This window comes from Pseudomonas sp. ML2-2023-6 (assembly GCF_037055265.1).
Taxonomy (GTDB): Bacteria; Pseudomonadota; Gammaproteobacteria; order Pseudomonadales; family Pseudomonadaceae; genus Aquipseudomonas; species Aquipseudomonas kulmbachensis.
Window position 1 is genome coordinate 2,298,211 of the sequence record NZ_CP146347.1, and the last position, 26,231, is coordinate 2,324,441.

Consider the following 26,231-nt stretch of genomic DNA (forward strand, 5'->3'; position numbering starts at 1 on the left):
TCAAGTGTGAGAGCGAGCCTGCTCGCGAAGATCATTCGCGAGCAGGCTCGCTCCCACTAGTGGCTTGACCTGGAGCAGAGTATCTACAGATGTCACCGTAATGTTTTCAGCGCTTGTGCAACCAACTCAAAAAGCCCCCTTTCCTGATCGGTGCCGGTGCGGCCATCAGCGCCATGCGGCTGCTCTGCTGACGTACTGCCTGCAACGTATTCAACGCCCGTCCTACCTCAGCCTGTTGCCCCATGCATTCGCGGGTCACGGACTTGTCGAGCCGATAAATGATGCTTGAGGTCAGGGTAGTAAAGGTCGCCTGGGACGGCGAGTCCGTGAGGATGCTTTCTTCGCCCATGATCTCTCCGGGCCCCATGCGCCCGGCTTCAACAGGCCCCGTGGCGTTGGGCACGGTCACGCTGACCACGCCGGTGGCGATGACCATCAGGCTGTCCGGCACCTCGTCCAGAGCCAGCACCACCTGACCTGCCGCGTATTGCTGGGCAACCATGGAACGGGCGATCTGGTCGCGTTCTTCTGCACTCAGCGAACGGAAGATTTTCACCTCGTCGAGCAATGCCCGTGCCCGACCCGCGGGCTCGATCACAGCGTCAGGCTGGCGCGAAATACCTGCCGCCTCAAGATGCCGATGTGCCAGGTCAAACAGTTGGTTGCGGACTTCGCTTTTTTTAGCCAGCTCGGCAATAAACCCGCTGGCCACGTATTCGGACATGATCTCACCTGCCTCCTTGAGCACCGCTTTGGGAGCAGGGTTGAGCAGCAGACTGCTGCTGCCCTGCAGCGTGCGCTCCAACGCATCGAGCACCCGGCGCGGGCGAACATGGTTGGGCACCTGAATGCTGATCGACACGCCGTGCAGATTCGTGGGCCGGCTCAGGTTGACGATCTTGGCCTTGGCCGCCACGGAGTTGGGCACTACCGCCGTGCTGCCCGCGCTGGTCAACAAATGGGTGGCGCGCCAGTCGATATCCAGCACCTTGCCTTCGACACCGTCGATCACCACCCAGTCATCCACCTGATACGGCTTGGTGGTGTTGAGCACGATGCCGGAAAACACGTCGCTCAAGGTGCTCTGCAATGCCAGGCCAACCACAATCGCTACCACCCCGGACGTCGCCAGCAAGCCTTTCACCGGCAACTCCAGAACGTAACCGGCTGCGGCGACGATAGCCGCCAGGAACACCAGTGCGCCGATCACATCCTGCAGCAGGCGGCTGCTGTGACCGATGCGGCGCATCAGCACCAGGCCGAGCACCTCCGTAAGCACCCGCGCCGCGTACAGCCACCACATAATTCCCAGCGCCGTAGCCCCTAATTGCTCCACGCGGTCATCGGTAAACAGCGGCGCCTGCAACGGGCTGACTCCGGCGTTGATGATGATTGTGCTGAACATCGCAAACAGTGCCAGTCGCACGCATACCCGAGTCACACGCTGCTTGAATGGCGCCAGATGCCAGAGCGCGGCGTCGATCACCAGCAGTACAGCACCCCAGGACAGGGGGTGATCGAGGAGAAAGGGCATGGGTAAACTCCGAAATGAGAGAGGGGAATTCGTGGGGGCGAGCCTGCTCGCGAAGGCTCTAAAAGTGAAGCGCTTCGCGAGCAGGCTCGCTCCCACGGATACACCTGCAGCGAACAGAGCATAGTCGGGTGTTGAAAAGGGGAAAAGCCGTTATAAAGGGTTTAACTGTCCACCAGGTCGTGACAATGAACCCGTTCGAAGATATGCGTATATTTTGCCAGGTCATGGACTCCGGCAGCTTCACTGCGGCGGCCGACCAATTGGGTCTGTCCAAGCAATTCGTGAGTCGGCGATTGATACAGCTGGAGGCGCGACTGGGCGTGCGTCTGCTCAACCGCTCCACTCGGCGACTGGACGTCACGCCCCTAGGGCAAAGTTATTACGAGTCGGCCATGCGCTTGCTCAACGACGTCGAGCACATGGAGCAGGGTATCGCTGGCCAGACCAGCGAGCCACGCGGCACCTTGCGGGTCAGCGCACCGCTGTCCTTTGCCATGGCGCATCTGGGCTGCCTGCTGCCGTTATTTTTGCAGCGCTACAGCGGCGTGACCGTAGAAGTGGACCTCAGCGACCGGCCGGTGGACTTGCTCAGCGAAGGCTATGACCTGGCCTTGCGCATCGGCGTGCTTGAGGACTCGACTCTAATTGCCCGTCGTATCGCCAGCATCGAGCGTGTTTACTGTGCCAGCCCGGCCTACCTGGCCGAGCGCGGCACACCGCTCAAACCCCAGGATCTGCACGAGCATGATTGCCTGCCCTACGGCCACGGCCGTCAGGTGCAGTGGCGTTTCGAAGGGCAGGGCAAGCCCCTGACCATCAACGTCAGCGGGCGCATGCGGGTCAATAATGGTGAGTTGCTCAGGGACGCAGCTATTGCAGGGCTGGGCATTACCTACCTGCCGACCTTTATCGTTGGCTCGGCTCTGGAGAGCGGGCAACTGGTACGCGTGCTGGACGATTACCGCTGCGCGCCGTTGGCGTTATCGGCGGTGTATCCGCAGCATCGCCAGCGTTCGCTACCGGTGCAGGCATTGATCGAATTCTTGCGCGAGCGGCTGGATCAGGGGCAAGGCGGGTTGTAGGGGGGAGTCAGGCTCCCCCCGGTAGCTCGTCAAACGATGGCGGGGTAATCGGCCATCGTGTCAGGCCACGGGCTCAACACTTCGAAACCATCGTCGGTCACGGCGACCATGTGTTCCCACTGGGCTGAAAGCGAGTTGTCCTTGGTGACCACGGTCCAGTTATCGGGGAGGGTTTTCACATGGCGTTTGCCGGCGTTGAGCATGGGCTCGATGGTGAAAATCATGCCGGTCTTGAGCTTCATGCCCTGGCCCGGATAACCGTAGTGCAGTACCTGCGGCTCATCGTGATAAACCTTGCCGATCCCGTGGCCGCAATACTCACGCACCACGCTGTAGCCTTCTGTCTCGGCAAGGGTCTGGATGGCATGGCCGATATCACCGAGGGTCGCGCCAGGGCGCACCATGCGGATGCCTGCGCACATGGCATCGTAGGTGGTTTTCACCAGATGGCGTGCCTCGGGGCTAGGTTCGCCGACGAAGTACATGCGGCTGGTGTCGCCGAACCAGCCATCCTTGACCACCGCGATATCGATATTGACGATATCGCCGTCCTGCAGCACCCGGTTTGACGGAATGCCGTGGCAAACCACCTCATTGACCGAGGCGCACACGGTTTTCGGGAAGCCGTGATAGCCGATATTGCCGGGTATGGCCTTCTGCACATTGACGATGTAGTCGTGGCAGATCTGATCGAGCTGGTCGGTGGTGACGCCAGCCTTGACGTGCTCACCGATCATGGCCAGCACTTCGGCTGCCAGTTTGCCCGCGACCTTGGACTGGGCGATTTGTGCCGGGCTGTTGATCACGACGTTGGATCTCATTGTGCCGCTCCCGCAGTGGCATCAGCCAGCTCGCACAGTTGCTTCAAATCGAGGCCGCCTTGCAGTTCGGCGCGGATCAGCAAGCGGCAGATCTGGTTGTGGTCCAGATCGGGGTGCAGCTCGGTCAGCATGCCGATGCGCATCCAGTGCTCTGCTTGTGCGTTGATTGAACGGTTGAGTGCGTTGCTGGCGACCCGCAGGTTTTCGTGGGTGGCGTCCGATATTTTTACGATGCCCATCTGAATGCTCAATATGAAGTATATATGAAACGTATATTAATCGAGGGCGTGGCAGGATCGCAACTCAAAGGTCTGTTAGTCATGGACAGCCCTGCGGGTCGATCCCTATGCTGGTGCGATTAAAAAAACAATCAGAACACCATGACCCTCAATGCCTCCCTCCATGCGCTACTCCACTGGCTTGCCCGGCCGCACCGAAGCCTGGTGGCACGGTATACCTTGCTCTCGGTATTCGTGATGAGCATTGCGCTGGTCACTCTGGCCGTTCTTTACGAGCAATTGGCCAAGGACCTGCTCAATCGCCTGACCGGCGAACGCCTTGACGCCCAGGCGCTGTCGACGGCAAACCGCTTGTCGTCGTTTCTGGATGACCGTTTTTATCAGCTCTCGGCGCTGTCCAATCATCCCAACATGCCGGATTTCATTGTCGATCCGTCGCGCGTGATCAGTGATGTGGATTCGCTGCTCAAGATCGAGGGCGATTTGCCCTTTATTTATGGCGTGCTGTTTTTCGATGAGCAGGATCGCCTGATCAAAGTGCTGCCCGGCCAGTCGGCTTCCGGGGAGCCTTACTGGGGCAGCGAGCACTGGTCCATCGCGGGCCTGCCGGTGCAATGGGTAGGGGATGTCGAAGTGATTGGCCCGCTGCTGGCGCACGCCGGAGGCTCCGGCAGCTTTTTGATCCGCAAGAGCATCCGTAACGGGCGAACCAATCAACGGGTACGCATCGCGCTGCACTTGCGTCTGGCGTCCTTGACCGAGTTGCTGGTCAGTGCGGGCATGAGCGGTGTGGTTGCGCCGTTGCTGCGCGTACCCGGCGGCGCGTTTGTCGACCCCACCGGGCGTCAGGTCAAGGCGCCCGGCCAATGGCACGAAGGGCCGGTAATCTTGCCGGGCTGGCAACTGGTGTTCAGCGTTGAGCCGGGTGCAATCCTCAAGCCGCTCAACGATGCCCGCTGGTGGCTGTACTGGGTGGCTGCGGGATTTATCGGGTTTATTCTGGTGGTGTTTTTTACCCTCTCGCGGCAACTGCGCTCGCGGGTCAGCACGTTGTTGCAGGGTGCTCATCAACTGTCGATGGGCGACTTGAGCTATCGCCTGGCCCAACAGCCGCGGGACGACGAAATCGGCCACGTTGCCCGTGCTTTCAACGTCATGGCCGAACGTCTGGCGCAGGTGATGGAAAAAACCGTGCGCACCGAGAACCTCGCGGTCCTTGGTACGTTTGCCACCGGGGTGGCCCATGAAGTGCGCAACCCGCTGGCAACCATGAAAACCACGGTGCAAGCCTTGTTGCGCCGTGAGCAGGAACCGCAACGACGTTTGCTGCTGAGTGATCTGGTCAAGGAAATCGATCGCTTGTCACGGGTCACCAATGACCTGCTGGAATACGGCAGACCGCGCCCGGCCCAGCCGCAAAACGTGTCGGTGGCGCAGCTGTTTGAGCAGACCGCGCACTTGGTCGCGCCGCAGATGCAGGCCCGCAATATTGAGTTTCAGTGCAGGGCACCGGTGGATTTACAGATCTGTATCGATCCGGATCAGGCGCAGCAGGTATTGCTCAATCTGTGCCTGAACGCCTTGCAAGCCAGCAGCGAGGGGCAAACCGTCCGGCTTGATGCCGAGTGGCAGGGGCGGGTGCGTATCGTTATAACTGACCAGGGCTGTGGTATTTCGGCCACTGACTTGCAGAATATCCGCCAGCCGTTTTTTACCCTCAAGGCCCGGGGCACCGGGTTGGGCCTGAGTATTTGTCAGCAACTGCTGGAGGCCAATGGTGCCCGGATGGAAATCCTCAGCACCCTTGGGGAGGGCACGCAGGTAATACTGGATTGCCCTGCTACTGCCAATGACACAGGCGATGAGCGTAATTCGTAGCAGCTGCCGCAGTAACGAGGCTGCGTGCGGCGGCGCAGCCGTCGTAAAGTCAGGCTATGCGGTGAGTCAGGTAAATCGCATGTTCAGGTTTTACGATCGGTTCGCAATCGAACGTAGCCTTCGGCAACTGCTACGGGTTTTGTATATGCCTGAAATCTCCAGAGAACGTATTGAAGTGAGTCGCAGATGTCTGATGTTCACGTTTTAATCGTCGATGATGAAGAGGCGCTGGTGCGCTCGCTCAGTTTTGCGTTGCGCGAGGAGGGCATGCGCATCAGCACGGCCGGCAGTGGCGAAGCGGCGCTGCAACATGCCCTGGACGATGTCGATATTGTCCTGCTGGATCTGGGCCTGCCGGGCATTGATGGCATGGCCACCCTGGACGGCTTGCGCCAGCGCAGTCCGCTGCTGCCGGTGATCATGATTTCAGCTCATGGCGACACTCGTGCGGCGGTTCAGGCGGTCAAGGGCGGGGCTACCGATTACCTGACCAAGCCGTTTGAACTGGATGACTTGCTGGCCACTATCAGCAGCACCCTGGCTCTGGATGCCGTGGAGCCTGAAGTGACGGCGGGCCTGCAAGGGCAGAGCGCGGTCATGTCGGCCCTGCATGGTGCCGTACAACGAATTGCCCGCAGTTCGGCAACGCGAATCTTGCTGCTGGGCGAATCCGGCACCGGTAAAACCCTGGTGGCTCAAGCCCTGCATAGTCACAGCTCGCGGGCGGGCAGTGCATTTATCGAGGTCAACTGCGCGGCCCTGCCCGAGCAGTTGATTGAGGCTGAGCTGTTTGGCTCCGAGAAGGGCGCTTACACCGGCGCTCATCAAAAGCGTGCCGGGTTGGTCAGCCAGGCCAATGGCGGCACGTTGTTCCTTGATGAAATTGGCGAATTGCCCCTGAGCCTGCAGGCCAAGCTGCTGCATTTTCTGGAAAACGGCAGCTACCGCGCCGTCGGCGCCAGCCAGGCCAGTAGCGCGGATGTCAGGGTGGTGGCCGCAACCAATCGGGATTTGGCCGACGATGTACGTCTGGGACGGTTTCGCGAAGACTTGTTTTACCGGTTGAACGTAATCACCGTAGATATACCGGCCCTGCGTGACCGGGCAGATGATCTGCTGCTTCTGGTCCAGTATTTTGCCCAGCGCCAAGCGCTGGAAGAGGGCGTGAGTCCGATCCGGTTTTTGCCCGACAGCATTGCGCTGCTGCGTCGGCATCGCTGGCCCGGCAATGTGCGTGAGTTGAAGAATCTGGTTGAGCGCTTGACCATTCTTTTACCAGGTCAGGACATCAGCGCCGCGATGCTGCCAGCGCAGTTGCAGGACAGCGCATCGCCAGGCAACCCAGCTCTGGTGCTGGGCGATCAGCTCGAACGCGCCGAGCGTGAGCTGGTCACTGACGCCTTGACCCGCACCGCGGGCCACAAAGGCCTGGCCGCGCAACTGCTGGGGATCTCCCGGCATGCGCTCAAACGCCGTCTGCAACGTCTGGGCATTGAGCGCTAAGCGCTCAGCCTTGCGCGCATGTTGAGCGGTTAGCGCTCAACATTTCTGCAAACCCTTAACCTGTAGCCGCTGCCGCAAGCTGCGATGGGTTGCGTAGCGACCCCAGAATTTAATCGACAGCGAAGGGCCTGCGGCCCTTATCGCAGCCTGCGGCAGCGGCTACAGGGTGGCGATATATCTTGGCACACCCTTTGCTCTATCCCTCTGGCTGCTCAACAAGAGGCGTTTTCAACGCCCAAAGGAATTTATGCACCCGATGCGTTCATGGCGCCATTGCGCCCTGGCTTTGGCTGGTCTGCTGCTTGGTTCGTTCGCTTGTGCCGAGGTCGGCCGACTGGAGTTGGGCGTGCCTGCTGCCCAGGCCGATCTGACCATGGGTTGCCTGTATCCGATGACCGAGCGTGCGGCCATCTACGGGCAAGACAGCATTATCGGAATCCAGGTGGCCCTCAATGAATTGCAGGCCCGCCGACTCGCCGGTGAGCCCGTACCGCGTTTGCGGGTGATCATTGATGATGATCAGTCCAAGGCCTCATACGGCGTCAGTCTGGCCCGTAGCTTTATCCACAAGGACGGGGTACAGGTGCTGTGCGGCATGGTCTCGTCCGGGGTCGCGCTGGCAGTCAGCCAATTGGCCCTGCAGGAAAAAGTACTGATGATCGGCACCGATCATGCCTCTTCGCGCATGACCCTGGAAAACGGCCATCCCTATTATTTTCGCGTAACCAACGACACCTGGACCTCCATGGCGGCGGGTGCTCGCTACCTGCAGGCGTTGCAGAAAAAAACCGGCTGGAAGCGCCTGGCCTTTATTGGTCCTGATTACGAATACGGTCATGTGTCCCGTGATGATTTGCACACCGCCCTCAACCAACTGGGCGTGAAATTCGACGACGTGATCGAGCTATGGCCGCGCCTGTATGAGCCGGACTACTCGCCCTATATCACCGCGCTGGAACAATCCAGACCGGACATCATCGTGTCGGCTATTTGGGGCGGCGATTTCCACGCATTCGTCAAACAGGCTGCCGGTTCCCGGCTGCTCGAAACCTCGCGCCTGGCGAACTTCGATACCGGGGCCAATTTCGATTTTCTGGTTGCCCTGGGGGACAAGGCCCCCGCGGGGTTGATCCTCTCTTCCCGGCACCACAACAACTGGCCGACTACCGAGCGCAACCGCTCGTTTGTCGAGCGCTTTCACGCGCTGAGCGGGCGCTACCCGACCTATGCTGCACAGGGCGCCTACACCGGTGTCATGGTGCTGGCCCAGGCCTATGAAAAGACCGGCGGCGTGACCGAGACCCAGGCGCTGATCCACGCACTGGAAGGCCTGGAAATTGCCTTGCCGGAAGACCCGCCAGGCACCTGGTCGCGCATCGATCCGGTGACCCATCAAATCCAGCAGAGCCAGGCCATTGGCACGCCGCTACCCAATACCGCTTACCCGCCTGCCCAACTGATGCTGGGTGACTGGTCGGTGTACTCGGCGCAAGAGCTACAGCTCGACAGCGCCACGCTGAAGCGGCGACTGGCCGCACGAAAAACCGTTGTCGAGCCCTGACGGCTCACTCATCCATTGAGAGACAAGCATGAACAATTCCAAGAAAAGCATGTTGAAACACCCTTTGGCATTTGCCATCACGGCAGCCGGGCTGGCCCTGTCCTTGAGCGCTGGGGTCCAGGCCGCTGAAAATGGCAAGTTCCGCATTGGCATCGTGACCTTTCTGTCCGGCCCGGCCGCCGGGCCGTTTGGCGAACCTTCGGCCAATGCTGCCAAGGTGCTGGTCGAAGGTTTGAACAAGGGCCAGTTGCCCGCGCCCTACGACAAGTTGGGGATCAATGGCGCCGAGATCGAAGTGGTGATCATCGACGAGGCGGGCGGCGCCGCGAAACAGGTCGAAGAATTCCGCAATCTGGTACAGCGCCAGAAGGTCGATGCGGTGGTGGGTTACATCTCGTCCGGCGACTGTCTGGCCATTGCGCCGGTAGCGGAAGAGCTGGGCGCGATGACCGTGTTCTACGACTGCGGCACTTCGCAACTGTTCAAGGAAGACAAAACCCCGCAATACGTGTTCCGCACCAGCCTTGATGCGGCGGTGGACAACATCGGCGCCGCGCGTTACCTGGCCAAGGTGCGACCGGATGCGCAGAAAGTCGCGGGCATCCAGCAAAACTACGCCTGGGGCCAGGACAGCTGGAACGACTTCACCCACTCCATGGAGCAACTGATGCCCAAGGCCAAGGTGGTCGAATCGCAGATGCCCAAAGTGTTCCAGGGCCAGTACGGTGCCGAGATCTCTGCGATTTCGGTCAAGCGCCCGGACATCATTCACTCCAGCTTCTGGGGTGGCGACATGGAGGCGCTGGTGTTGCAAGCCAACGCCCGTGGTCTGTTGGAAGATGCCACGGCAGTCCTGACGTGCGGCGAGTCGGCAATTGACCGCTACAAGGACCAGGCCCCCAACGGCATGATTATCGGTGGCCGTGGTCCGTTCGGCGCCTTTGCCCCGGATAACGAACTCAACCGCTGGTTCAAGGACAAGTACGTAGCGGCTTACAAGACCGCGCCGACTTACCCTGCGAGCAAAATGGCCCAGGCGATTCTCGGCCTCAAGCACGCGGCTGAAAACGCCAAGGTCGAGTCCGGCAAAATCCCGGCACCGTTGGAAATTGCCAAGGCGTTCAAGGGTGCGACCTTCGAGTCGGTGTCCGGCACCGTGCAAATGGCCCGCGCCGAGGGGCATCAGGCCATGCAGGGCATCGCTTACGGCGAGTACAACTACGACCCGGCGAGCAAAAAAGGCAGCGTGCAAAACGTCATCGCCTTTGCCGGTGAGTGCGTAACGCCACCGGACGGCACCACCGCGCTGGAGTGGATCAAGGCCGGTTTCCCTGGCGCTCAGTGCAACTGATTACCACACACCTGTAGCTGCTGCCGCAGGCTGCGATAAGGGCCGAAGGACCTTCGCTTTTGAAAAGGCGCGATCCCTGCGGGCTCGATCGCAGCCTTCGACAGCAGCTACAACAACGGTTGCGTGATTGATTCCAAGGTAGGACCTCTATGATGAGTCTTTTCGCGGTGCTGATTGACGGCACCATCTATGCCTCGTGGCTGTTTCTGGTCGCAGCCGGGTTGACGGTGATTTACGGGGTGATGCGCATCCTGAATATGGCCCACGGCAGCTTCTATGCCATTGGTGCCTACACCGCAGCCTCGCTGGTGGGCTGGTATTTCAATAACGGGATTGGCCCCGTCTGGGCCGGGTATCTGCTGATGCTCGGCTGCGCGCTGGTGGCCGGCCTGATTGTCGGTCTGATTATCGAGCGCGGCCTGTTGCGCTTTATGTACGGGCGCGACGAAGTCCTGATGGTAATCATCACTTACGCCCTGCTGCTGGTGCTCGAAGACACCATGAAAATGATCTGGGGCGTGAATCCTTACTTCGCTTATCAGCCCTACGCCGAGATGGGCCGCAGCGCCCTGGCGGGGCTCAAAGTGTCCAATTACGACCTGATGCTGGTCGGCGTTTCCGCCGTGCTGGGCCTGGGCCTGTGGTTGTGGCTGGAGCGCACACACCAGGGCAAGGTGCTGCGCGCCGTGATTCATGACCGCGAAGTGGCCATGGCCATGGGTGTCAATGTACGGCGCATGTTCACCCTGGTGTTTGTGCTGGGCACCATGCTCGGCACGCTGGCGGGCGCCTTGACCGCCCCGGCCATTTCGGTGGTGCCGGGCATGGGCGTGGAAATCATCGTGCTGGCGTTTGCCGTGGTGGTGATCGGTGGCATGGGCAGCATCGAAGGCGCTGCTGTGGGCGCATTGCTGGTGGGGTTGAGCCGCGCGGCGGCGGTGCATTACGCACCGGAGTTCGAGCTGTTTGTGATTTACGGGGTGATGGCGCTGGTACTTGCAGTGCGTCCCCAAGGGCTGTTCGGCCGCGTGCTGGCGAGGAAAATTTGATATGCGCCTGAGTAAAACCGAATTGATTCTGCTCGGCGTCGCCGTGCTGCTGGCCGCCGGTGGCTTTATTGCGCCGCAATGGCTGGTGTTCCTGCTGACGATGGCCCTGGCCAAGGCCATGGTGGTACAGGGCGTGGTGATGCAGATGCGCGCCGGTCTGGTGACCTTTGGCCAGGGCCTGTTCTTCTGCGTGGGCGGTTATGCGGTCGGCATGAGCGGGCACTTTCTGGACATTACCGATCTTGCTGTATTGCTGCTGATCGGGGTGGGTGCTGCGGTGCTGCTGGCGATGCTGCTGGGGCTGTTGATGACTCGCTACCGCGAGATTTTCTTCGCCATGCTGTCGTTGGCCTTCTCGATGATCCTCTACGGCGTACTGGTCAAAAGTTCGGCCCTGGGCAGTACCGACGGATTCAACGTCAAGGCCTGGACTCTGTTCGGCTGGACTCCGGCTTCAGGGCAGGCGCCGTTGGCGCTGTTTGTCATCATCGTGGCCTGCTCGGCACTGCTGGCGGTGTTGCTGCATCGCTACAGCCGCAGCAGCGCGGGGATGATGTGCGAAGCCATTCGTGAAAACGAAGTGCGCGTCGAATACCTGGGGCAGTCACCGCGTTGGGTGCTGTACATGAACTATGTCGCGGCCGCCGCCGTGTCGGCATTGGGCGGTGGTTTCATGGCCCTGTCGGCCGGGCATATCGACCCGGAAATGGCTTACTGGATCACCTCCGGTGAATTCGTGTTTATCGCCCTGTTGGGTGGTACTGCCCATGTGGCGGCGCCGTTTATTGCCGCCATCCTGTTTGCGGTAGTGCGTACCTACGCCATCGAGCTGGTGCCGCACAGCTGGCAGATGATTCTGGGCTTCACCTTGTTGGCGATCATCGTATTTCTGCCTAAAGGCCTGTGGAGTCTGTTCACTGGTCAGGCACGGAGGGCCAAAGCATGAATTGCATTCTGGAAACCAAGGGCCTGTGCAAATCGTTTGGCGCGGTCACCGCCGCCAAGGATGTGAACGTGCGCATCCATAAAGGCGAAGTGGTCGGCGTAATCGGCTCAAACGGCGCGGGTAAAACCACCTTTATCAATATGGTCACCGGCTACCTGAAACCCAGCAGCGGCGAGATCCTGTTCAACGGCCAGTCGATCCTCGGCCGCACCCCTAGGGCAATCACCCGCGCGGGCATGGCCCGTTCGTTCCAGGTGGCGCAGCTGTTCCCGCAGTTGAGTGTGCTGGAGAACCTGTTAATAGCCGTGTCTGCTGCGCAAAGCCCGTTTCCTTCGCTGCTGGCACCGATGCGCAACGCGTCGCGCATCGCTCAGGCGGATGCGATCCTCGCCGAATTCGATATCAGCCGCTGGCGCGATACCCAGGTCACGGCCGTGCCGCAAGGCGTACGTAAACTGATCGACATCGCCATGGCGCTGATCGGTGATCCGCAAATGTTGCTGCTCGACGAACCCACCAGCGGGGTCAGCGCAGAAGAGAAAACTGCGCTGATGGACACGGTGATGCGGGTGGTCGCCCAGCATCAGGTCACGGTGCTGTTCGTTGAGCATGATATGGACGTGGTGCGTCGTTATGTATCGCGAATTCTGGCCTTCTACAGCGGTGAAGTACTGGCAGACGGTGCCCCCGAAGCGGTCCTGGCCAATGCACGGGTGCAGGAATTCGTGACCGGTGGCCCGCACGCTCACAAGAGGGCAGCGCAATGAGTCTGGATATTCGCAATTTGCATGTTTCGATCGAAGGCGTACCGATCCTGCATGACGTTTCCCTGCACGTAGGCAGCGGGCAGATGGTGGGCCTGATCGGCCACAACGGTGCCGGTAAAACCACGCTGATCCGCGCCATCATGGGCCTGCTTGACGCCGATTCCGGTTCGATCACCTTTGCCGGTCAGGACCTACGCTGCCAGGCGGGCTTTACCCGGGCCGGGGCCGGTATCAGCTACCTGCCCGAAGACCGGCGGCTGATTCCGTCGCTGAACGTGGAAGAAAACATCCTGCTGCCGGTCTGGGCCAACAAGTTGGCTGACAGCAAGCGCCGCCTGGAATGGGTCTACAGCCTGATCCCGGAAATTGCCCAGTTCCGTGACCGCAAGGCCATGCAACTGTCTGGCGGGCAACAAAAGCTGGTGGCTCTGGCGCGGGCATTGATGCCGGGCAACAAGTTGCTGCTGCTCGATGAGCCTTTCGAGGGCGTGGCGCCTGTGCTGTCCCGGCGCTTGAGCGAGGTGATCGCCAAGCTGGGCCAGGAAGGTCTGTGCGTGCTGATTTCTGAATCTGATGACACTCATTCTGCCGATCTGGTCGATGCGTTGTTTCGCATCGAGCGCGGCAGTGTGACCGTAGGGTAGGGACCACAATGTCAAAATTCACCTTTGAAACCACACCGCGGGTGATCTGCGAAATCGACGGTGCGCTGCGTCTTGGCGCCCTGTGCCGTGAGCTGAAGGCCGAGCGTGTATTGCTGATCAGCGACCCAGGGTTGCTGCGCGCGGGGCTGCTGGATGCACCGCTGCAGGCCATGCGCGACAGCGGCCTGCAGGTCACGCTGTACAGCGATGTGCAGGCCGATCCGCCTGCCGCATCGGTGCAGGATGCGGTCGATGTGGCGCGTCAGTGCCGCGCCCAGGCGGTGATCGGCCTGGGCGGCGGCAGTTCACTCGACACCGCCAAGCTGGTGGCCCTGCTCTGCGGTCAGGAGCAGCAGTTGGAGGATATTTACGGCATCGGCCTGGCCAAGGGGCCGCGCCTGCCGCTGATTCAGGTGCCGACGACCGCGGGCACTGGCTCGGAAGTCACGGCGGTGGCGATTGTCACCACTCCCAGCCATGAGAAAAAGGGCGTGGTCAGCCCCTTGCTGTACCCCGACATTGCCTTGCTCGATGCGCGGCTGACGGTCGGCCTGCCGGCTGCGGTCAGTGCCATGACCGGAGTCGATGCCATGGTGCATGCCATTGAGGCGTACACCAGCGCGCACAAAAAGAACGTGTTGTCCGATGGTTTGGCGGTGCAGGCCCTGACGTTGCTGGCTGCCAACATGGACCGCGTGCTGGCCGAGCCGGCTGATTTGCAGGCGCGCTCGGACATGCTGCTGGGCTCGATGCTGGCCGGCATGGCATTCGCCAATGCACCGGTGGCGGCGGTGCATGCGCTGGCGTATCCACTGGGCGGGCAGTTCCATGTGCCCCACGGTTTGAGCAATGCCCTGGTGCTGGTGCCCGTGCTCAACTTCAACCGTTCGGCGGCTGAACCGCTGTATGCACAACTGGCCCGGGCGGTATTGCCGGGGCAGCGATTTGCCAGCGCCAGCGATGCCTGCGACGGCTTTATCGAGTTTATGACCCGGCTGGTGGCGCGCATGCCATTTGCCCAACGTCTGCACGAAGTGGGCGTCACCTCCGAGGACCTCGACCGGTTGACCGATGACGCGCTGAAAGTCGAGCGCCTGTTGATCAACAACCCGCGCCCGCTAAACCGCGACGACATCTACGGCATCTACGCCTCGGTGCTGTAAGCCAGCCTCACTACAGGAGTTAGTCATGAACCATGAATTCAGAAGTGTGCCACGCATTGTCTGTGAGGCTGGTGCACTACAGGAAGTTGGCTACGTATTTAGAGGCCTGGGTGCACAACGCGTGATGCTGGTATGCGATCCGGGGATTGTCAGCCTGGGCTTTGCCGGTAGGGCGCAGGAGGTGCTGGAAGCTGCGGGTTGCGCAGTGTCTGTGTTTGATCAGGTGGCGCCCGACCCGTCCTCGGCGGTGGTTGAACTGGCGGTCAAGCAGGCGCAAGAGTTCAAGGTTGATGGCGTACTGGGGTTGGGCGGCGGCAGCTCACTGGATGCAGCCAAACTGGTGGCATTGCTGATCAACAGCGAGCAATCGCTGGAACAACTGTACGGCACCGATAAAGCCCAGGGTAAGCGCACACCGCTGGTGTTGATGCCCACCACCTCGGGCACCGGTTCGGAAGTGACCTGGGTCTCGGTGATTACCGATGCGCAGCAGCGCAAGCAGGCGGTTTATTCGCCTCAATTGCTGCCGGACGTGGCGCTGCTCGACCCGCTACTGACCCTCGGCCTGCCCGCGAAAGTCACAGCGGCCACCGGGCTGGACGCCATGGTTCACGCCATCGAGGCCTATACCAGCCGGACGCGCAAAAACCCGATTTCTGATGGTCTTGCCACGGCGGCCCTGGCGTTACTCGGGGCTAACCTGCCCAAGGTGTTGGCCAACGGCCAGGATCTGCCAGCCCGCAGCGCCATGCTGCAAGGCTCGTTGATGGCCGGTATGGCGTTCGTCAATGCATCGGTGGCGGCGATCCATGCACTGGCCTATCCACTGGGCGCCCGCTTTCATATACCTCACGGCCATGCAAATGCTCTGGTCATGGCCCCGGTGATCCGTTTCAATCTGGCCAACGCTCAACGCCAATACGCGGAGCTGGCGGCGTATCTGCTGCCGGGTGAACATTTTGTAGATGAGGCGAGCGCCGCCGAAGCGTTTGTCCAGGCGATTGAAGGTCTGGTCAAGAACAGCGGCCTGGAGCAGCGCCTGTCCAATTTGAATGTCGATGAAGACTCACTGCAGGTGATGGCGAGCGAAGTGGTGGTGGGCATTCGTCGCCTGATCGACAGCAACCCGCGGGATATGAATGAACAAGACGTGGAGGCGATTTACCGGAGTGTTTTTTAAAGGTCATTTCGCGCCTCTGTAGAGACTTGATTGCTGTTCAGGCATCGACGTCTTTACGGGTTGTGAATACTTCTTGTTTGTAACTTCGGCCAGGAAAGTTCTAAAAAAGTTGTTCCAAGCCGTTATTCATGCAGGCACATAGATAATCTCTGTAGGATGTTTCATACATTCTTTGTAACAACCTGATTTTCCGAAGGTCTAGGCACTACGCCTTTATTTTTGGCAATCAAGGAGATCTATGTGATATCTCGCAGAAAGTTACTGTTTTCAGGCGCTGCTATTACCGGTGCCGGCCTTCTTTCCTCTACTTGGGTAGGCTCGGCACTGGCGCAGCAAGTCCACAATGCCGCCAGTAACGATGTCGAACAACTGCACCAACTGTCGCTGTTTCTCACCGAGCGAGAGGCGCTGGACCCGAGCCTGACTCTGCGGGTTCTGGCCCGTTGTACCGAGGCTGATCCATTGTTCCCCGACAAGATGAAAGCGCTGTGGGGCAGCATTGCGCAACAAGGTTTGAGCCGCGTGGGCCAGCTGAGTGCCAGCCCGGTTTATCAGACCCAGGCGCACAAGGACACGGTGCAAAAAATTGTCCGCGCCTGGTACTTGGGTTACACCGGCACGCCGGTCAGCATGCGCGCCGTGGACGATACCAAGTTGGTCACCTTCACCGGTGCGTTGGCGTATACGCCGACCCTGGATGCCACGGTTATTCCAACGTATTCGCGGGGGCACACCAACTATTGGGTTAACCCGCCGTCCACCGTCGCTAATGATTAATACAAGGGGTACCCATGAATCAGGTCTTTGATGCTGATGTCATTGTTGTTGGGTCCGGAGCCTTGGGCAGCAACGCAGCGTTTGAACTCGCCAAGCACGGCAAGTCGGTGATTATTCTGGAAGCGGGTGAGCATATTCCCCGTTGGAAGATCGTCGAAAACTTTCGCAATTCGTCGAATAAAAGTAACTACAACTCGCCGTATCCGAATGAGCCGTGGGCGCGTAACTCCTACGATGAGCAGTACATTGAGAACACCGGTTCGTTTGAATTTCGTCCGGGCATGTTAAAGCTGGTGGGTGGTACTACCTGGCATTGGGCGGCGGCCTGCTGGCGCTATCTGCCAAACGACATGAAGCTTAAAACCCTGTACGGGGTAGGCCGCGATTGGCCGATGGAGTACAGCGAACTGGAACCTTATTACGCACGGGCCGAAGTGGCGCTGGGCGTATGTGGCAGCGATACCCAGGATCAAAGCGGGCACGACGGTGAGGCATTCCCGCCACGCTCGACGCCGTATCCGATGCCGCCTGAAGGCGATACCTATTTGTTCCAGCGCCTGCGTGCGCGTCTGGCGCCTGCAGGTTATGTGTTTTTGCATGAACCCAATGGCCGCGCCACCACGCCTTATGACGGTCGCCCGGCGTGCAGCGGCAATAACAACTGCATGCCGGTGTGTCCGATTGGCGCGATGTACAGCGGCGATGTGCATGCCAAACACGCGCAACAGGCGGGCGCGAAGCTGTTGACCGATGCCACTGCCTACAAGTTGGAAAAGGGCGAAGGCGGCAAGATTGTGGCCGTGCATTACCGCAGTTCCAAAGGCGACGATGTACGCCTGACCGCCAAGTACTTTGTGGTGGCTGCCAATGGCCTGGAAACCCCCAAGCTGTTGTTGATCTCGGACGTGGCCAACTCCTCCGACCAAGTGGGTCGCAACCTGATGGACCACACTGGGCAAGGTTTGCAGTTTTTGGCCGATGAACCGGTATGGCCGGGCCGAGGGGCAGTGCAACAAGGCGGGATTTTCAACCGTCGCGACGGTGAATTTCGCAAGGAACGGGCGTCGGTTAAACATGCTTTTGCCAACAATGTACCGAACATGGCGGTGGCCCAGCGTTTGATCGAGCAGGGCGTTTTCGGCAAGGAGCTGGACGAGCGTATTCGCCACGATGCGGCGCGCTGGGTCGATGTGTCGACGGTGTACGAAACATTACCGCTGGCGACCAATACCATTCGCCCGAGCACCACCCGCACCGATGCCCTGGGCATTCCGATGATGGTGGTCAACTACGAAGTGGATGACTACGTTAAAGCGGCCAAGCCTGGCGTGGACGCCGACTACGCCGACTTCGTGAAAATCATGGGCGGCACGGTGGTGGAGGACAACACCGGCTGGCAGAACCGCGACCATTTGATGGGCACCGTGATCATGGGCAGCGATGCCAAAGATTCGGTGGTCAATCATGAATGCCGCACGTTCGATCATCCCAACCTGTTTTTGGCCACCACCGGGGTGATACCGGCTTCAGGCACTATTAACCCGACGTTGACCGGGGTGGCGTTGAGCATTCGCCTGGCCGACATCATTGCGCGGGAGGTCTGAGCCATGAACGTTCAAATCTCACGTTTGCGTGGTCTGGTTGCCCTGTGCGGGCTGTTTGCGTCGTTGTCGGTCTGGGCGGTTGAAGACAACGCTGCGTTAGTCAAGCAAGGCGAGTACGTGGCGCGAGCTGCCGACTGCGCCGCTTGTCACCGTACCGTGGAAAAGGGCGGTGCAGCCCTTTCCGGCGGGTATGCCATCGACTCGCCGATGGGCCGGATCATCTCCAGCAACATCACGCCTTCCAAGGCCTATGGCATTGGCGATTACACCGAGCAACAGCTGGCGGACGCCGTGCGCAAGGGGGTTAACGCCAAGGGTCAGAATCTTTACCCGGCTATGCCATATACCTCTTATCAGGGTATGAGCGATGCAGACATTCATGCGCTGTATGTATACCTGCAGCAGGGTGTGAAAGCGGTCGACATCCCGGTGGAACCGACGCAACTGGCGTTTCCGTTCAATCTTCGGCCCTTGATGTTTGGCTGGAACCTGCTGTTTCTCGATACCCAGGGCTTTGTTCCTGAAGCCGGAGCCGATGCTCAGCAGGTACGTGGTCAGTATCTGGTCGACAACCTTGCGCACTGTGGCGCCTGCCACACCCCGCGCAATGCGTTGATGGCCGAGGACAACAGCCGTTATCTGTCCGGTGCGGAGCTGGGTGGCTGGATTGCGCCGAATATCACGTCCGATAAAGCCACGGGCGTGGGCAGTTGGAGCGCTGATGAACTGGTGGGCTTCCTGAAAAACGGCCACGTCACTAACAAGGCGCAAGCGGCGGGTGGCATGGCTGAAGCGGTAGAGCACAGCCTACGCTTTTTGACCGACGATGATCTGCAAGCCATGGCGAGCTACCTGAAAACCGTTCCGGCGATTGCCACCGGTAATCATGTGGCCAGCCATCCGCGCGAGGTGACGCCGATTGACATGACCACCCTCGAAACGGGGCAGGGCGATCAGACCTCGTTGGTAGACGCCAGCGAAACCGACGGCGCACGCCTTTACAACTCGGCCTGCGCCAGTTGCCACGGGCGAGACGGGCAGGGCACCGTTGATGCGTTCTACCCTTCGTTGAGCCAAAACAGCGCCTTGACCGGCCAGCATGCCAACAATCTGGTGATGGCGATCATCGAAGGCATCGACCGCAAAGGTGCCGACCTTGAGGTCAACATGCCCGCCTTGGGTGATGACCTGAACGATCAGCAAATTGCCGCCATCGCCAACTACAGCCTGCAACGCTTTGGTAATCCGCTGCTCAGTGTGGATGAGCAAACTGTAGCCAAATGGCGTCGTGGTGGTGATGCACCGTTGTTGGTAACGGCAATGCCTTACGTGATGTGGGGCGGGGGCTTACTGCTGTTGGTTTTGATCGTTTGGGCCTTGGTAGTGCGCAGCAAACGCAGGCGTGTGCGGGCCATTGAGGCCAAGAAGATCGCCCTGAACCGGCGTTTCCACTCCCGTTGAGCTGACCTGGCCCCTAGTGGGAGCGCCGACCGGCGCTCCCACAGATTTTGCAACAAAGTAAAGAGATTCTAATGTTTAGCGCAGGTGTAACCAAAGGTATGAAAGCCTGCATTTAAACAACCTGCTCAGCCATGTGAGGCTGGGTTCCCTTTTTGGCAACGGTTGCAGGTATGAGGCTTGGTCTGATCAGAATTCAGTACCCATGGCCGTCGCGCGCTCCAGCCGTGCGGCGTGTGCCGTGCCTGCCTTCTGGGCTGGCCTTTTGGGCCCTGTTCCATTGCCGCCATGCCCGCCCGCCGGATGCTCGTATTTCCTGTTAAGTCTTGATTGTCTGTGCCCGGAAGGGTGCGCCTGCCTGATATGAATTCTACGAGTATTGTCATGAGTGCCACGACCGCGTTTGCCCCGCTACAAGAAGCCCTGAATTTTCTGGAACTGAACCCGGATATCGAGATGTTCGAGCTGTTTATCATCGACAACAACGGCGTGCCCCGCGGCAAGTTGTTGCACCGTGATGAACTGCTGGCGGTCTACGAGAGTGGGCGGCCGCTGCCGAGCACGATTCTGGGCTTGAGCATCAATGGCGATGATGTGGAAAACACCGGACTGGTATGGGACGTGGGCGATATCGACTGCCGTGCCTACCCGATCAGTGGCAGTTTGCAACGCATGCCGTGGCGCCTGATCCCAACGGCGGCAGTGCAAGTCAGCATGCATCCGCAGCAGGGCATGCCCGCGACCGTGGCCGACCCTCGGCACTTGTTGGCCAAGGTGATCGACGGGCTCAAGGCGGACGGTTACTACCCGGTGATGGCTGCCGAGCTGGAGTTTTACCTGCTCGATCAGCAGCGCGACAGTAACGGGCGGCCGCAGCCAGCGCGCGATGCCGATGGTCAGCGCCCGCGGGCGACCCAGGTGTACGGGCTGCGGGAGCTGGAGCAGATCGAGCCGTTTTTGGCCGATTTGTACAGTGCCTGCAAGCTGCAGGGGATTCCGGCGCGCACGGCGATTTCCGAATACGCGCCGGGGCAGGTGGAGATCACCCTGGAACATCGCAGCGATGCCTTGCAGGCGATGGACGAAGCGGTGCGCTACAAGCGTCTGGTCAAGGGCGTAGCGCACAAGCACGGGATGGTCGCCTGTTTTATGGCCAAACCGTTTGATGACTTGGCTGGCACCGGCATGCATATGCATGTGAGCCTGGCCGATAAAGACGGCAATAACCTGTTCGCCAGCGAAGCGCCGGACGGCACGCCGCTGCTCAGGCAGGCGGTGGGCGGGATGCTCAGTACTTTGCTCGACTCGTTGCTGATGTTTTGCCCCAATGCCAACTCTTATCGCCGTTTTCAGAGCAACAGCTATGCGCCGTTGGCCGCGACCTGGGGTGTGGACAACCGTACGGTGAGCTTACGAGTGCCGGGAGGCCCGGCGTTCTCGCGGCATATCGAACACCGGATTTGTGGCGCCGACGCCAACCCCTACCTGGCTGCCGCCGCGATTCTGGCCGGGATTCATCGCGGTATTCGTGAGCAGCTCGATCCGGGGGCGCCGATTGAAGGCAATGGCTATGCCCAGGCCAGCGAAATGCTGCCGACCGACTGGCTAACCACCTTGCGCGCGCTGCAAGGTTCGGTATGGGCCAAAGAGGCCTTCGGGCCAGAGTTTTTGAAGGTGTACCTGGCGGTGAAAAACTCCGAGTACCGACAATTTATGGGCGAGGTCGGCGAGCAGGACTGGCGCTGGTATTTGCAGCAGGCGTAAATCCAGATCAGGAGCCCCCGTAGCAGCTGCCGAAGGAACGAGGCTGCGTTCGGCTGCGTAGCAGTCGTAAACCCAGAGAGCTGGATGTGACTTGCACACCGCAGGGTCTGATTTCGCGAGCGCTGCGCGCTCGAACGCAGCCTCGTTCCTTCGGCAGCTGCTACGGGATGCTCCTGATCCCTTTGTTTTTCATGCTTCTGTGACAATTTTTTCACTGGTGCCGCGTTAACCTCTGAGCCGATCATCATCAAACACAAGAGTTCGCGGGCCATGTCATCGCAGCCACCTTCCACCCATATTGAGCTTGAGTTCGCCGAGCGTTATGACCGCGAGCATGCGAAGGTTTGCCTGCAAGCACAGCCCCAAGGGTTTGTTCGCAGGTTGGCGTTGTGGCGCGAAAAGCGTCTGGTTCGCCGTGCGCTGAAGGTCGCAGGTGAACCTGGGTTGGTACTGGATCTGGCTTGCGGTGCAGGCCGGTTCTGGCCGGTTTTGGCCGAGCACGGCAATCGGGTCATTCTGGCCTGCGACTCTTCGCAATCCATGCTCAATCATGCGCAGACTCATCACGCGGCGAGCCTGCTGGCGCGGATCAAGCTGTTTCAAAGCTCAGTTTTCTCCATCGACATGTCCGCAAACGCGGTGGACTGCATTTTTTGCATGCAGCTGTTCCACCATGTGCGAGACAGCGACCATCGACTGGCCATTTTGCGTGAGCTTCACCGGGTCAGCCGTGACAGCTTGATCCTGTCAGTACCGATTGGTCGTGCAGCAGCGCGGATCGAAGAGCCGCAACCCATCGTGGTGAGCAAGAGCGAGATTGAAAGTCAGTTTGCGCTGGCGGGTTTCAACATTTTCAAGCAGAACGAGGTGCTGCCCGGTTGTGACATGGGCAGCATCTATATCTTGCGCAAAGACACTTAATTCAGGGCTTTCAAGATCTCGTACGCCAATTCGACCCGAGCGTCGTTGGGGTAGTTTTTGTTGGCCAGGATGATGATCGCCTTTTGTTCGGATGGCACGAAGACCGCGTAGGCACCAAAGCCATTGGTCGAACCGGTCTTGTTGATCCATACCGCTTGCTGGGGCGCTAGGACAGGGTTCAGGGCAATGGCATCATTATTCTCGTAAGCCATTTTGTTTGAGTTGCCCACCAGCAGCGACTTGAGTTCGACGGGGTAAGGATACTGCTCCCAGATCAGGTCCTGAATCATCGGGCCTACTTGGAAGTAACCCGCGTGTGTGTCAGCCAATGCGCGACGCACAAGCGGACTGGCCTCGCCCTGGCCCATGTTCAACTCGGTAAAGTGGATCAGGTCGCGGGTAGTGGTCTTCACGCCGTAGGCTTCGTTGCCGAGCACTCCAGGGTTGAGCCTGACCGGTTCGCCCTGTTTGTTATAGCCTTGGGCATATAGCCCCATTTTGCTTGCGGGTACTGTGTAGTAACTGCTTTTAAGCCCAAGTTGTGGGAACAATTGCTGTTCCATGGCCTGGGTAAAGGGCAGGTTCATGCTCTTGGCGGCAATCATGCCGAGCATGCCGATACTGGGGTTGGCATAGCTGCGTTGGGTGCCCGTCGGGTACACAGGCTTCCAGGCTTTGAGGTAGTCCATCAGTTGGCGTTCGTTCTGTACGCTGTCCGGGACCTGCAAAGGGAAGCCGCCAGCCGTGTGGGTGGCCAGATGGGTCAGCGTAATCTTGCCAAAGGGCGTGCCCTGAAGTTCGGGTTCGTACTTGGCAACTGTGTCTGCCAGTGAAAGCTGGCCCTTGGCTTGGGCATAGGTGGCCAGGGTGGCGGTAAACACCTTGCTGATGGAGCCGACTTCAAACAGCGTGTCGGGGGTTACGGGCGCTTTGGTCGTTTGTGATGCCACGCCAAAATTGTAGAAACGTTGTTTGCCATTGACGCTGACGGCGATGGCCAAGCCGGGCACCGCGTGTTGCTGCATCACCTGTTTGGCGCCGTTTTGCACCACGGTGTCGAGTTTGGATTCTGGAGTTTGGGCCAGGGCCACATTGCCAAAGGCACAGAAGCCTACCAGCGAGAGAGCAATACCTGACAACTTGCGGGACATGTGCATTGGGTCATCCTCGGTTTTTATAGGGCGCAAATCTACTCGTGTCCTCACGCAGTGACCTCTCCGGCTTGTCACATTATGTGTTGTAACAAAATTTGTGTGTCGAGGCTCCGGGCAACCTACACACAAAAACGGTATGTGGATGCAGGTTTTAGATCTAAACCTCGTAGGTTTTTTCGCGCACAACATGACGAGTCAATGTCCGGAAATCCCTGACGACGATATATACTGCGCGCCATTCTTCAAGGGAGAGCCGTGTGGCCATCGATATTCACTGGATTCGCGACAACGATAGCCTCGGCCAACATTGCGCCGAATGGCAACATTTGCCGTTCGTAGCCCTCGACACCGAATTTATGCGGGTCGACACCTTTTACCCGATTGCCGGCCTGATCCAGATTGGCGACGGCACACGGGCTTACCTGATCGACCCGTTGACCATCGACAACTGGCAGCCATTGGCTGATCTGATGGAAAACCCGTCGGTCGTCAAAGTGCTGCATGCATGCAGCGAAGATCTTGAGGTTTTGCTGCGCCTGACCGCCAGCTTGCCGGTGCCGTTGTTCGATACTCAACTGGCCGCCGCCTACCTGAACCTGGGCTTCTCGATGGGCTACTCGCGCCTGGTCAAGGAAGTGCTGGATATCGACCTGCCCAAAGGCGAAACCCGCTCTGACTGGCTTCAGCGTCCGTTGTCTGAAACCCAGATCAGCTACGCCGCCGAAGATGCCCTGCATCTGGCTGAAGTCTACAAGTTGCTGTATCCGCGCCTGTCGGCCGAGAAGTACAGCTGGGTGCTGGACGATGGTGCTGAGCTGGTTGCCAACCTGCGCCGTGAAGTAGACCCGAACGAGGTGTACCGCGACGCGAAGTTGGCGTGGAAGCTCTCAAGGGACCAGTTGGCTGTGCTGCGTGAAATTTGCGCATGGCGCGAGCACCAGGCCCGTGCCCGTGACCTGCCGCGTAATCGGGTTATACGTGAGCATGCGTTATGGCCTTTGGCCAAAACGCAGCCTGACAACCTGGTCGCGCTGGCGCGTATCGAAGATATGCACCCGCGCACCGTGCGTCAGGATGGCGAGTTTTTACTTGATCTGATCAAGCGTGCTGGCAGTCTACCGCCAGAACAATGGCCGCCCGCTGTGCCTGAGCCGTTGCCGGTTGAAGCGGCGTTGTTGATCAAGCGCCTGCGTGCCATCGGTCAGGCTGAAGCCGAGCGCCTGAACATTGCGCCGGAACTGATGCTACGCAAGAAAACCCTGGAAGCCCTGCTTAAAAGTGGCTTCCCCAATGGCCCTTATCAATTGCCGGAATCACTGCGCGGCTGGCGCCGTGAGCTGATGGGCCAGGCCTTGCTCGATTGCCTGGCCACCGCTGGAGAACCGTCTTGAAACGTATTTGCTCTATCTACCGCAGCCTCAAACGCAACGAAATGTACCTCTACGTGCTCAAGGCCGATGCCCTGGAACGCGTGCCCGAAAGCCTGCTGGCCGCCTTCGGCAAGCCGCATCACGCTTTTGATCTGGTGCTTACCCCTGAGCGCACACTGTCTCGCGAAGACATCAACAAGGTGCTGGAAAACCTTGAGACTCAGGGCTATCACCTGCAAATGCCACCGGCCGAAGACGAATACATCGAGCACTTGCCCGAAGAGTTGTTGCGTCGCAACGACCCGATGTAAATGAAGCGCCAGGTGCCCGGCTCCGGGCGCCTGTCTCAAACGGACTCATTTTGATTGGCGGTGGCCGAACGCGACGGGGCAAACCTCGGCGGCGGGTGCTGGCAGTGTTTTAGAAAGGTTAGCAACATGCGCGTCCTGATTGCCGAGAACGACTACCCGCTCTACACCCAACTTTTGCAACGCATGGCACCGGATCTCGAGGTGCAGTCCAGCGGCGACTCCGAGCAACTGTCGCGCATGGCTGGCGAGTGCCCGGTATGGCTTGGCCAGCCGGACTTGTTGGCGACACTGATGCGACAGGGGCACAAGCCTCAATGGTTGCAGTCGACCTGGGCGGGGATCACTCCGTTATTGGCCCAAGGCCTGAATCGTGATTATCGGCTGACCCGTGCGGTAGGTATTTTTGGCCAGGTAATGGCCGAATACGTTTTGACTTACATGCTCGGCCACGAGCGTGAAGTCATGGCCCGGCTGGTCAGCCAGGTCGAACGCAAGTGGGACAACCGCATGGGCCAGAGCCTGATAGGGCGCAAGGTACTAATTGTCGGGGCCGGGGATATCGGTCAGACGGTGGCGCAGTTTCTGCTGCCTTTTGGTGTCGAGCTGTATGCCATCGCCAATACCCCGCGTGAACTGGCGCCTTTCAAGGAAGTCGGGGTGTTAAGCGACTTGCCGCGTTTGGTGGCGCAGGTGGATTACGTGATCAATCTGCTGCCAAATACCCCGGACACCCATGATGTGTACGATGCAGAGTTGTTTGCGCAATTCAATCCGAATGCGGTGTTTATCAATGCCGGGCGCGGCGTAGCCGTGGTCGATGCCGATCTGGTCGAGGCTTTGCGAGTGGGGCATCTGGCGGGGGCGGTGATCGACGTGTGCCGTCAGGAACCGTTGCCGGCCAAGCATCCGTTCTGGACTGCCTGGGGCCTGCTGCTGACCGGTCACAGCTCGGCGCCGACTTCACCGCCAATGATGGTGCAGTTGTTTGTCGACAACTTGCGTGCGTTTCAGGCGGGCGAAGCGCTGCGTGGCGAAGTGGACTTCGATCGCGGGTATTGAAACCGCTAGCTATGTGTAGCCGCTGCCGCAGGCTGCGATCCTGCTTTTAAAAGCGAAGGTCCTGCGGACCTTATCGCAACCTGCGGTAGCGGCTA

General features: G+C 59.5%; 23 protein-coding genes. 19 read left to right on the plus strand and 4 right to left on the minus strand.

From position 1 onward, the window contains the following. Positions 1-106 precede the first annotated feature (106 nt). The gene (locus tag V6L79_RS10740) at positions 107-1,534 is read right to left on the minus strand and encodes a mechanosensitive ion channel family protein (RefSeq protein ID WP_338580215.1); all 1,428 of its coding nucleotides are present in this window, start codon (positions 1,532-1,534) and stop codon (positions 107-109) included. Positions 1,535-1,719: 185 nt separating this feature from the next. Between V6L79_RS10740 and V6L79_RS10745 the strand changes: the two genes are divergently transcribed. After that, positions 1,720-2,616, plus strand: coding sequence for a LysR family transcriptional regulator (locus V6L79_RS10745; protein WP_261741477.1), 897 nt, complete (start codon positions 1,720-1,722; stop codon positions 2,614-2,616). Between the two features lie 29 nt (positions 2,617-2,645). Here the strand turns inward: V6L79_RS10745 and map are convergent, their stop codons facing one another. Continuing rightward, a complete protein-coding gene (map, locus tag V6L79_RS10750) occupies positions 2,646-3,437 on the minus strand; it encodes a type I methionyl aminopeptidase (RefSeq protein WP_338580216.1) in 792 nt (263 codons plus the stop codon). Continuing rightward, entirely contained in the window at positions 3,434-3,676 is a 243-nt protein-coding gene (locus V6L79_RS10755; protein ID WP_321836039.1) for a ParD-like family protein, read from the minus strand. Before V6L79_RS10755 ends, map begins: the two co-directional genes overlap by 4 nt. A gap of 204 nt (positions 3,677-3,880) precedes the next feature. Between V6L79_RS10755 and V6L79_RS10760 the strand changes: the two genes are divergently transcribed. The 15 genes from V6L79_RS10760 to V6L79_RS10830 all read left to right on the plus strand — a co-directional run bounded on the left by V6L79_RS10760 (position 3,881) and on the right by V6L79_RS10830 (position 22,242). After that, positions 3,881-5,554, plus strand: coding sequence for an ATP-binding protein (locus V6L79_RS10760; protein ID WP_338580217.1), 1,674 nt, complete (start codon positions 3,881-3,883; stop codon positions 5,552-5,554). 186 nt (positions 5,555-5,740) lie between these two features. After that, on the plus strand, positions 5,741-7,057 hold the full coding sequence (locus tag V6L79_RS10765; RefSeq protein WP_321836041.1) for a sigma-54 dependent transcriptional regulator: 1,317 nt from the start codon (positions 5,741-5,743) through the stop codon (positions 7,055-7,057). A gap of 256 nt (positions 7,058-7,313) precedes the next feature. Further along, complete coding sequence (locus V6L79_RS10770; protein WP_321836042.1) at positions 7,314-8,618, plus strand: ABC transporter substrate-binding protein; 1,305 nt, start codon at positions 7,314-7,316, stop codon at positions 8,616-8,618. 28 nt (positions 8,619-8,646) lie between these two features. Then, complete coding sequence (locus V6L79_RS10775; RefSeq protein ID WP_261741483.1) at positions 8,647-9,969, plus strand: ABC transporter substrate-binding protein; 1,323 nt, start codon at positions 8,647-8,649, stop codon at positions 9,967-9,969. 149 nt (positions 9,970-10,118) lie between these two features. Next, a complete protein-coding gene (locus V6L79_RS10780) occupies positions 10,119-11,018 on the plus strand; it encodes a branched-chain amino acid ABC transporter permease (RefSeq protein ID WP_261741484.1) in 900 nt (299 codons plus the stop codon). A gap of 1 nt (position 11,019) precedes the next feature. After that, positions 11,020-11,964 (plus strand): branched-chain amino acid ABC transporter permease, encoded by a 945-nt coding sequence (locus V6L79_RS10785; RefSeq protein WP_261741485.1) that lies wholly within the window; start codon positions 11,020-11,022, stop codon positions 11,962-11,964. Further along, on the plus strand, positions 11,961-12,731 hold the full coding sequence (locus V6L79_RS10790; protein ID WP_261741486.1) for an ABC transporter ATP-binding protein: 771 nt from the start codon (positions 11,961-11,963) through the stop codon (positions 12,729-12,731). Before V6L79_RS10785 ends, V6L79_RS10790 begins: the two co-directional genes overlap by 4 nt. Then, positions 12,728-13,375 (plus strand): ATP-binding cassette domain-containing protein, encoded by a 648-nt coding sequence (locus V6L79_RS10795; protein WP_338580218.1) that lies wholly within the window; start codon positions 12,728-12,730, stop codon positions 13,373-13,375. The genes V6L79_RS10790 and V6L79_RS10795 overlap by 4 nt, the downstream gene beginning before the upstream one ends. Positions 13,376-13,383: 8 nt before the next feature. After that, entirely contained in the window at positions 13,384-14,538 is a 1,155-nt protein-coding gene (locus tag V6L79_RS10800) for an iron-containing alcohol dehydrogenase (RefSeq protein ID WP_321836703.1), read from the plus strand. Between the two features lie 25 nt (positions 14,539-14,563). Next, positions 14,564-15,718, plus strand: a complete 1,155-nt coding sequence (locus tag V6L79_RS10805) for an iron-containing alcohol dehydrogenase (protein ID WP_261741489.1) — start codon at positions 14,564-14,566, stop codon at positions 15,716-15,718. A 240-nt stretch (positions 15,719-15,958) separates the two neighbouring features. Further along, positions 15,959-16,495 (plus strand): sugar dehydrogenase complex small subunit, encoded by a 537-nt coding sequence (locus V6L79_RS10810; protein ID WP_338580219.1) that lies wholly within the window; start codon positions 15,959-15,961, stop codon positions 16,493-16,495. A gap of 14 nt (positions 16,496-16,509) precedes the next feature. Beyond that, entirely contained in the window at positions 16,510-18,099 is a 1,590-nt protein-coding gene (locus tag V6L79_RS10815) for a GMC family oxidoreductase (RefSeq protein ID WP_261741491.1), read from the plus strand. Between the two features lie 3 nt (positions 18,100-18,102). Then, a complete protein-coding gene (locus tag V6L79_RS10820) occupies positions 18,103-19,560 on the plus strand; it encodes a cytochrome c (RefSeq protein ID WP_338580220.1) in 1,458 nt (485 codons plus the stop codon). A gap of 381 nt (positions 19,561-19,941) precedes the next feature. Next, the gene (locus V6L79_RS10825) at positions 19,942-21,321 is read left to right on the plus strand and encodes a glutamine synthetase family protein (protein ID WP_321836706.1); all 1,380 of its coding nucleotides are present in this window, start codon (positions 19,942-19,944) and stop codon (positions 21,319-21,321) included. A 270-nt stretch (positions 21,322-21,591) separates the two neighbouring features. Beyond that, on the plus strand, positions 21,592-22,242 hold the full coding sequence (locus V6L79_RS10830; RefSeq protein WP_338580221.1) for a class I SAM-dependent methyltransferase: 651 nt from the start codon (positions 21,592-21,594) through the stop codon (positions 22,240-22,242). On the opposite strand, the gene ampC is transcribed toward V6L79_RS10830, so the two are convergent. Further along, on the minus strand, positions 22,239-23,399 hold the full coding sequence (ampC, locus tag V6L79_RS10835; protein ID WP_405046632.1) for a class C beta-lactamase: 1,161 nt from the start codon (positions 23,397-23,399) through the stop codon (positions 22,239-22,241). The two genes, V6L79_RS10830 and ampC, sit on opposite strands and share 4 nt — an antisense overlap. A 254-nt stretch (positions 23,400-23,653) precedes the next feature. On the opposite strand from ampC, the gene rnd reads away from it, so the two are divergent. The 3 genes from rnd to V6L79_RS10850 all read left to right on the plus strand — a co-directional run bounded on the left by rnd (position 23,654) and on the right by V6L79_RS10850 (position 26,136). Then, entirely contained in the window at positions 23,654-24,787 is a 1,134-nt protein-coding gene (gene rnd / locus V6L79_RS10840) for a ribonuclease D (protein ID WP_261741495.1), read from the plus strand. Further along, positions 24,784-25,077 (plus strand): YcgL domain-containing protein, encoded by a 294-nt coding sequence (locus tag V6L79_RS10845; RefSeq protein ID WP_261741496.1) that lies wholly within the window; start codon positions 24,784-24,786, stop codon positions 25,075-25,077. Before rnd ends, V6L79_RS10845 begins: the two co-directional genes overlap by 4 nt. A 126-nt stretch (positions 25,078-25,203) precedes the next feature. Then, on the plus strand, positions 25,204-26,136 hold the full coding sequence (locus V6L79_RS10850) for a D-2-hydroxyacid dehydrogenase (RefSeq protein ID WP_261741497.1): 933 nt from the start codon (positions 25,204-25,206) through the stop codon (positions 26,134-26,136). Positions 26,137-26,231 lie beyond the last annotated feature (95 nt).

Bases quoted from the DNA above. Each gene is read 5' to 3' on its own strand.
- V6L79_RS10790 (WP_261741486.1), top strand. From the start codon at position 11,961: ATGAATTGCATTCTGGAAACCAAGGGCCTGTGCAAATCGTTTGGCGCG.
- V6L79_RS10805 (WP_261741489.1), top strand. From the start codon at position 14,564: ATGAACCATGAATTCAGAAGTGTGCCACGCATTGTCTGTGAGGCTGGT.
- V6L79_RS10755 (WP_321836039.1), bottom strand. From the start codon at position 3,676: ATGGGCATCGTAAAAATATCGGACGCCACCCACGAAAACCTGCGGGTC.
- V6L79_RS10770 (WP_321836042.1), top strand. From the start codon at position 7,314: ATGCGTTCATGGCGCCATTGCGCCCTGGCTTTGGCTGGTCTGCTGCTT.
- V6L79_RS10780 (WP_261741484.1), top strand. From the start codon at position 10,119: ATGATGAGTCTTTTCGCGGTGCTGATTGACGGCACCATCTATGCCTCG.
- V6L79_RS10765 (WP_321836041.1), top strand. From the start codon at position 5,741: ATGTCTGATGTTCACGTTTTAATCGTCGATGATGAAGAGGCGCTGGTG.
- V6L79_RS10795 (WP_338580218.1), top strand. From the start codon at position 12,728: ATGAGTCTGGATATTCGCAATTTGCATGTTTCGATCGAAGGCGTACCG.
- V6L79_RS10850 (WP_261741497.1), top strand. From the start codon at position 25,204: ATGCGCGTCCTGATTGCCGAGAACGACTACCCGCTCTACACCCAACTT.
- V6L79_RS10740 (WP_338580215.1), bottom strand. From the start codon at position 1,534: ATGCCCTTTCTCCTCGATCACCCCCTGTCCTGGGGTGCTGTACTGCTG.
- V6L79_RS10785 (WP_261741485.1), top strand. From the start codon at position 11,020: ATGCGCCTGAGTAAAACCGAATTGATTCTGCTCGGCGTCGCCGTGCTG.
- V6L79_RS10830 (WP_338580221.1), top strand. From the start codon at position 21,592: ATGTCATCGCAGCCACCTTCCACCCATATTGAGCTTGAGTTCGCCGAG.
- V6L79_RS10815 (WP_261741491.1), top strand. From the start codon at position 16,510: ATGAATCAGGTCTTTGATGCTGATGTCATTGTTGTTGGGTCCGGAGCC.
- ampC (WP_405046632.1), bottom strand. From the start codon at position 23,399: ATGCACATGTCCCGCAAGTTGTCAGGTATTGCTCTCTCGCTGGTAGGC.
- map (WP_338580216.1), bottom strand. From the start codon at position 3,437: ATGAGATCCAACGTCGTGATCAACAGCCCGGCACAAATCGCCCAGTCC.
- V6L79_RS10745 (WP_261741477.1), top strand. From the start codon at position 1,720: ATGAACCCGTTCGAAGATATGCGTATATTTTGCCAGGTCATGGACTCC.
- V6L79_RS10825 (WP_321836706.1), top strand. From the start codon at position 19,942: ATGAGTGCCACGACCGCGTTTGCCCCGCTACAAGAAGCCCTGAATTTT.
- V6L79_RS10775 (WP_261741483.1), top strand. From the start codon at position 8,647: ATGAACAATTCCAAGAAAAGCATGTTGAAACACCCTTTGGCATTTGCC.
- V6L79_RS10820 (WP_338580220.1), top strand. From the start codon at position 18,103: ATGAACGTTCAAATCTCACGTTTGCGTGGTCTGGTTGCCCTGTGCGGG.
- V6L79_RS10800 (WP_321836703.1), top strand. From the start codon at position 13,384: ATGTCAAAATTCACCTTTGAAACCACACCGCGGGTGATCTGCGAAATC.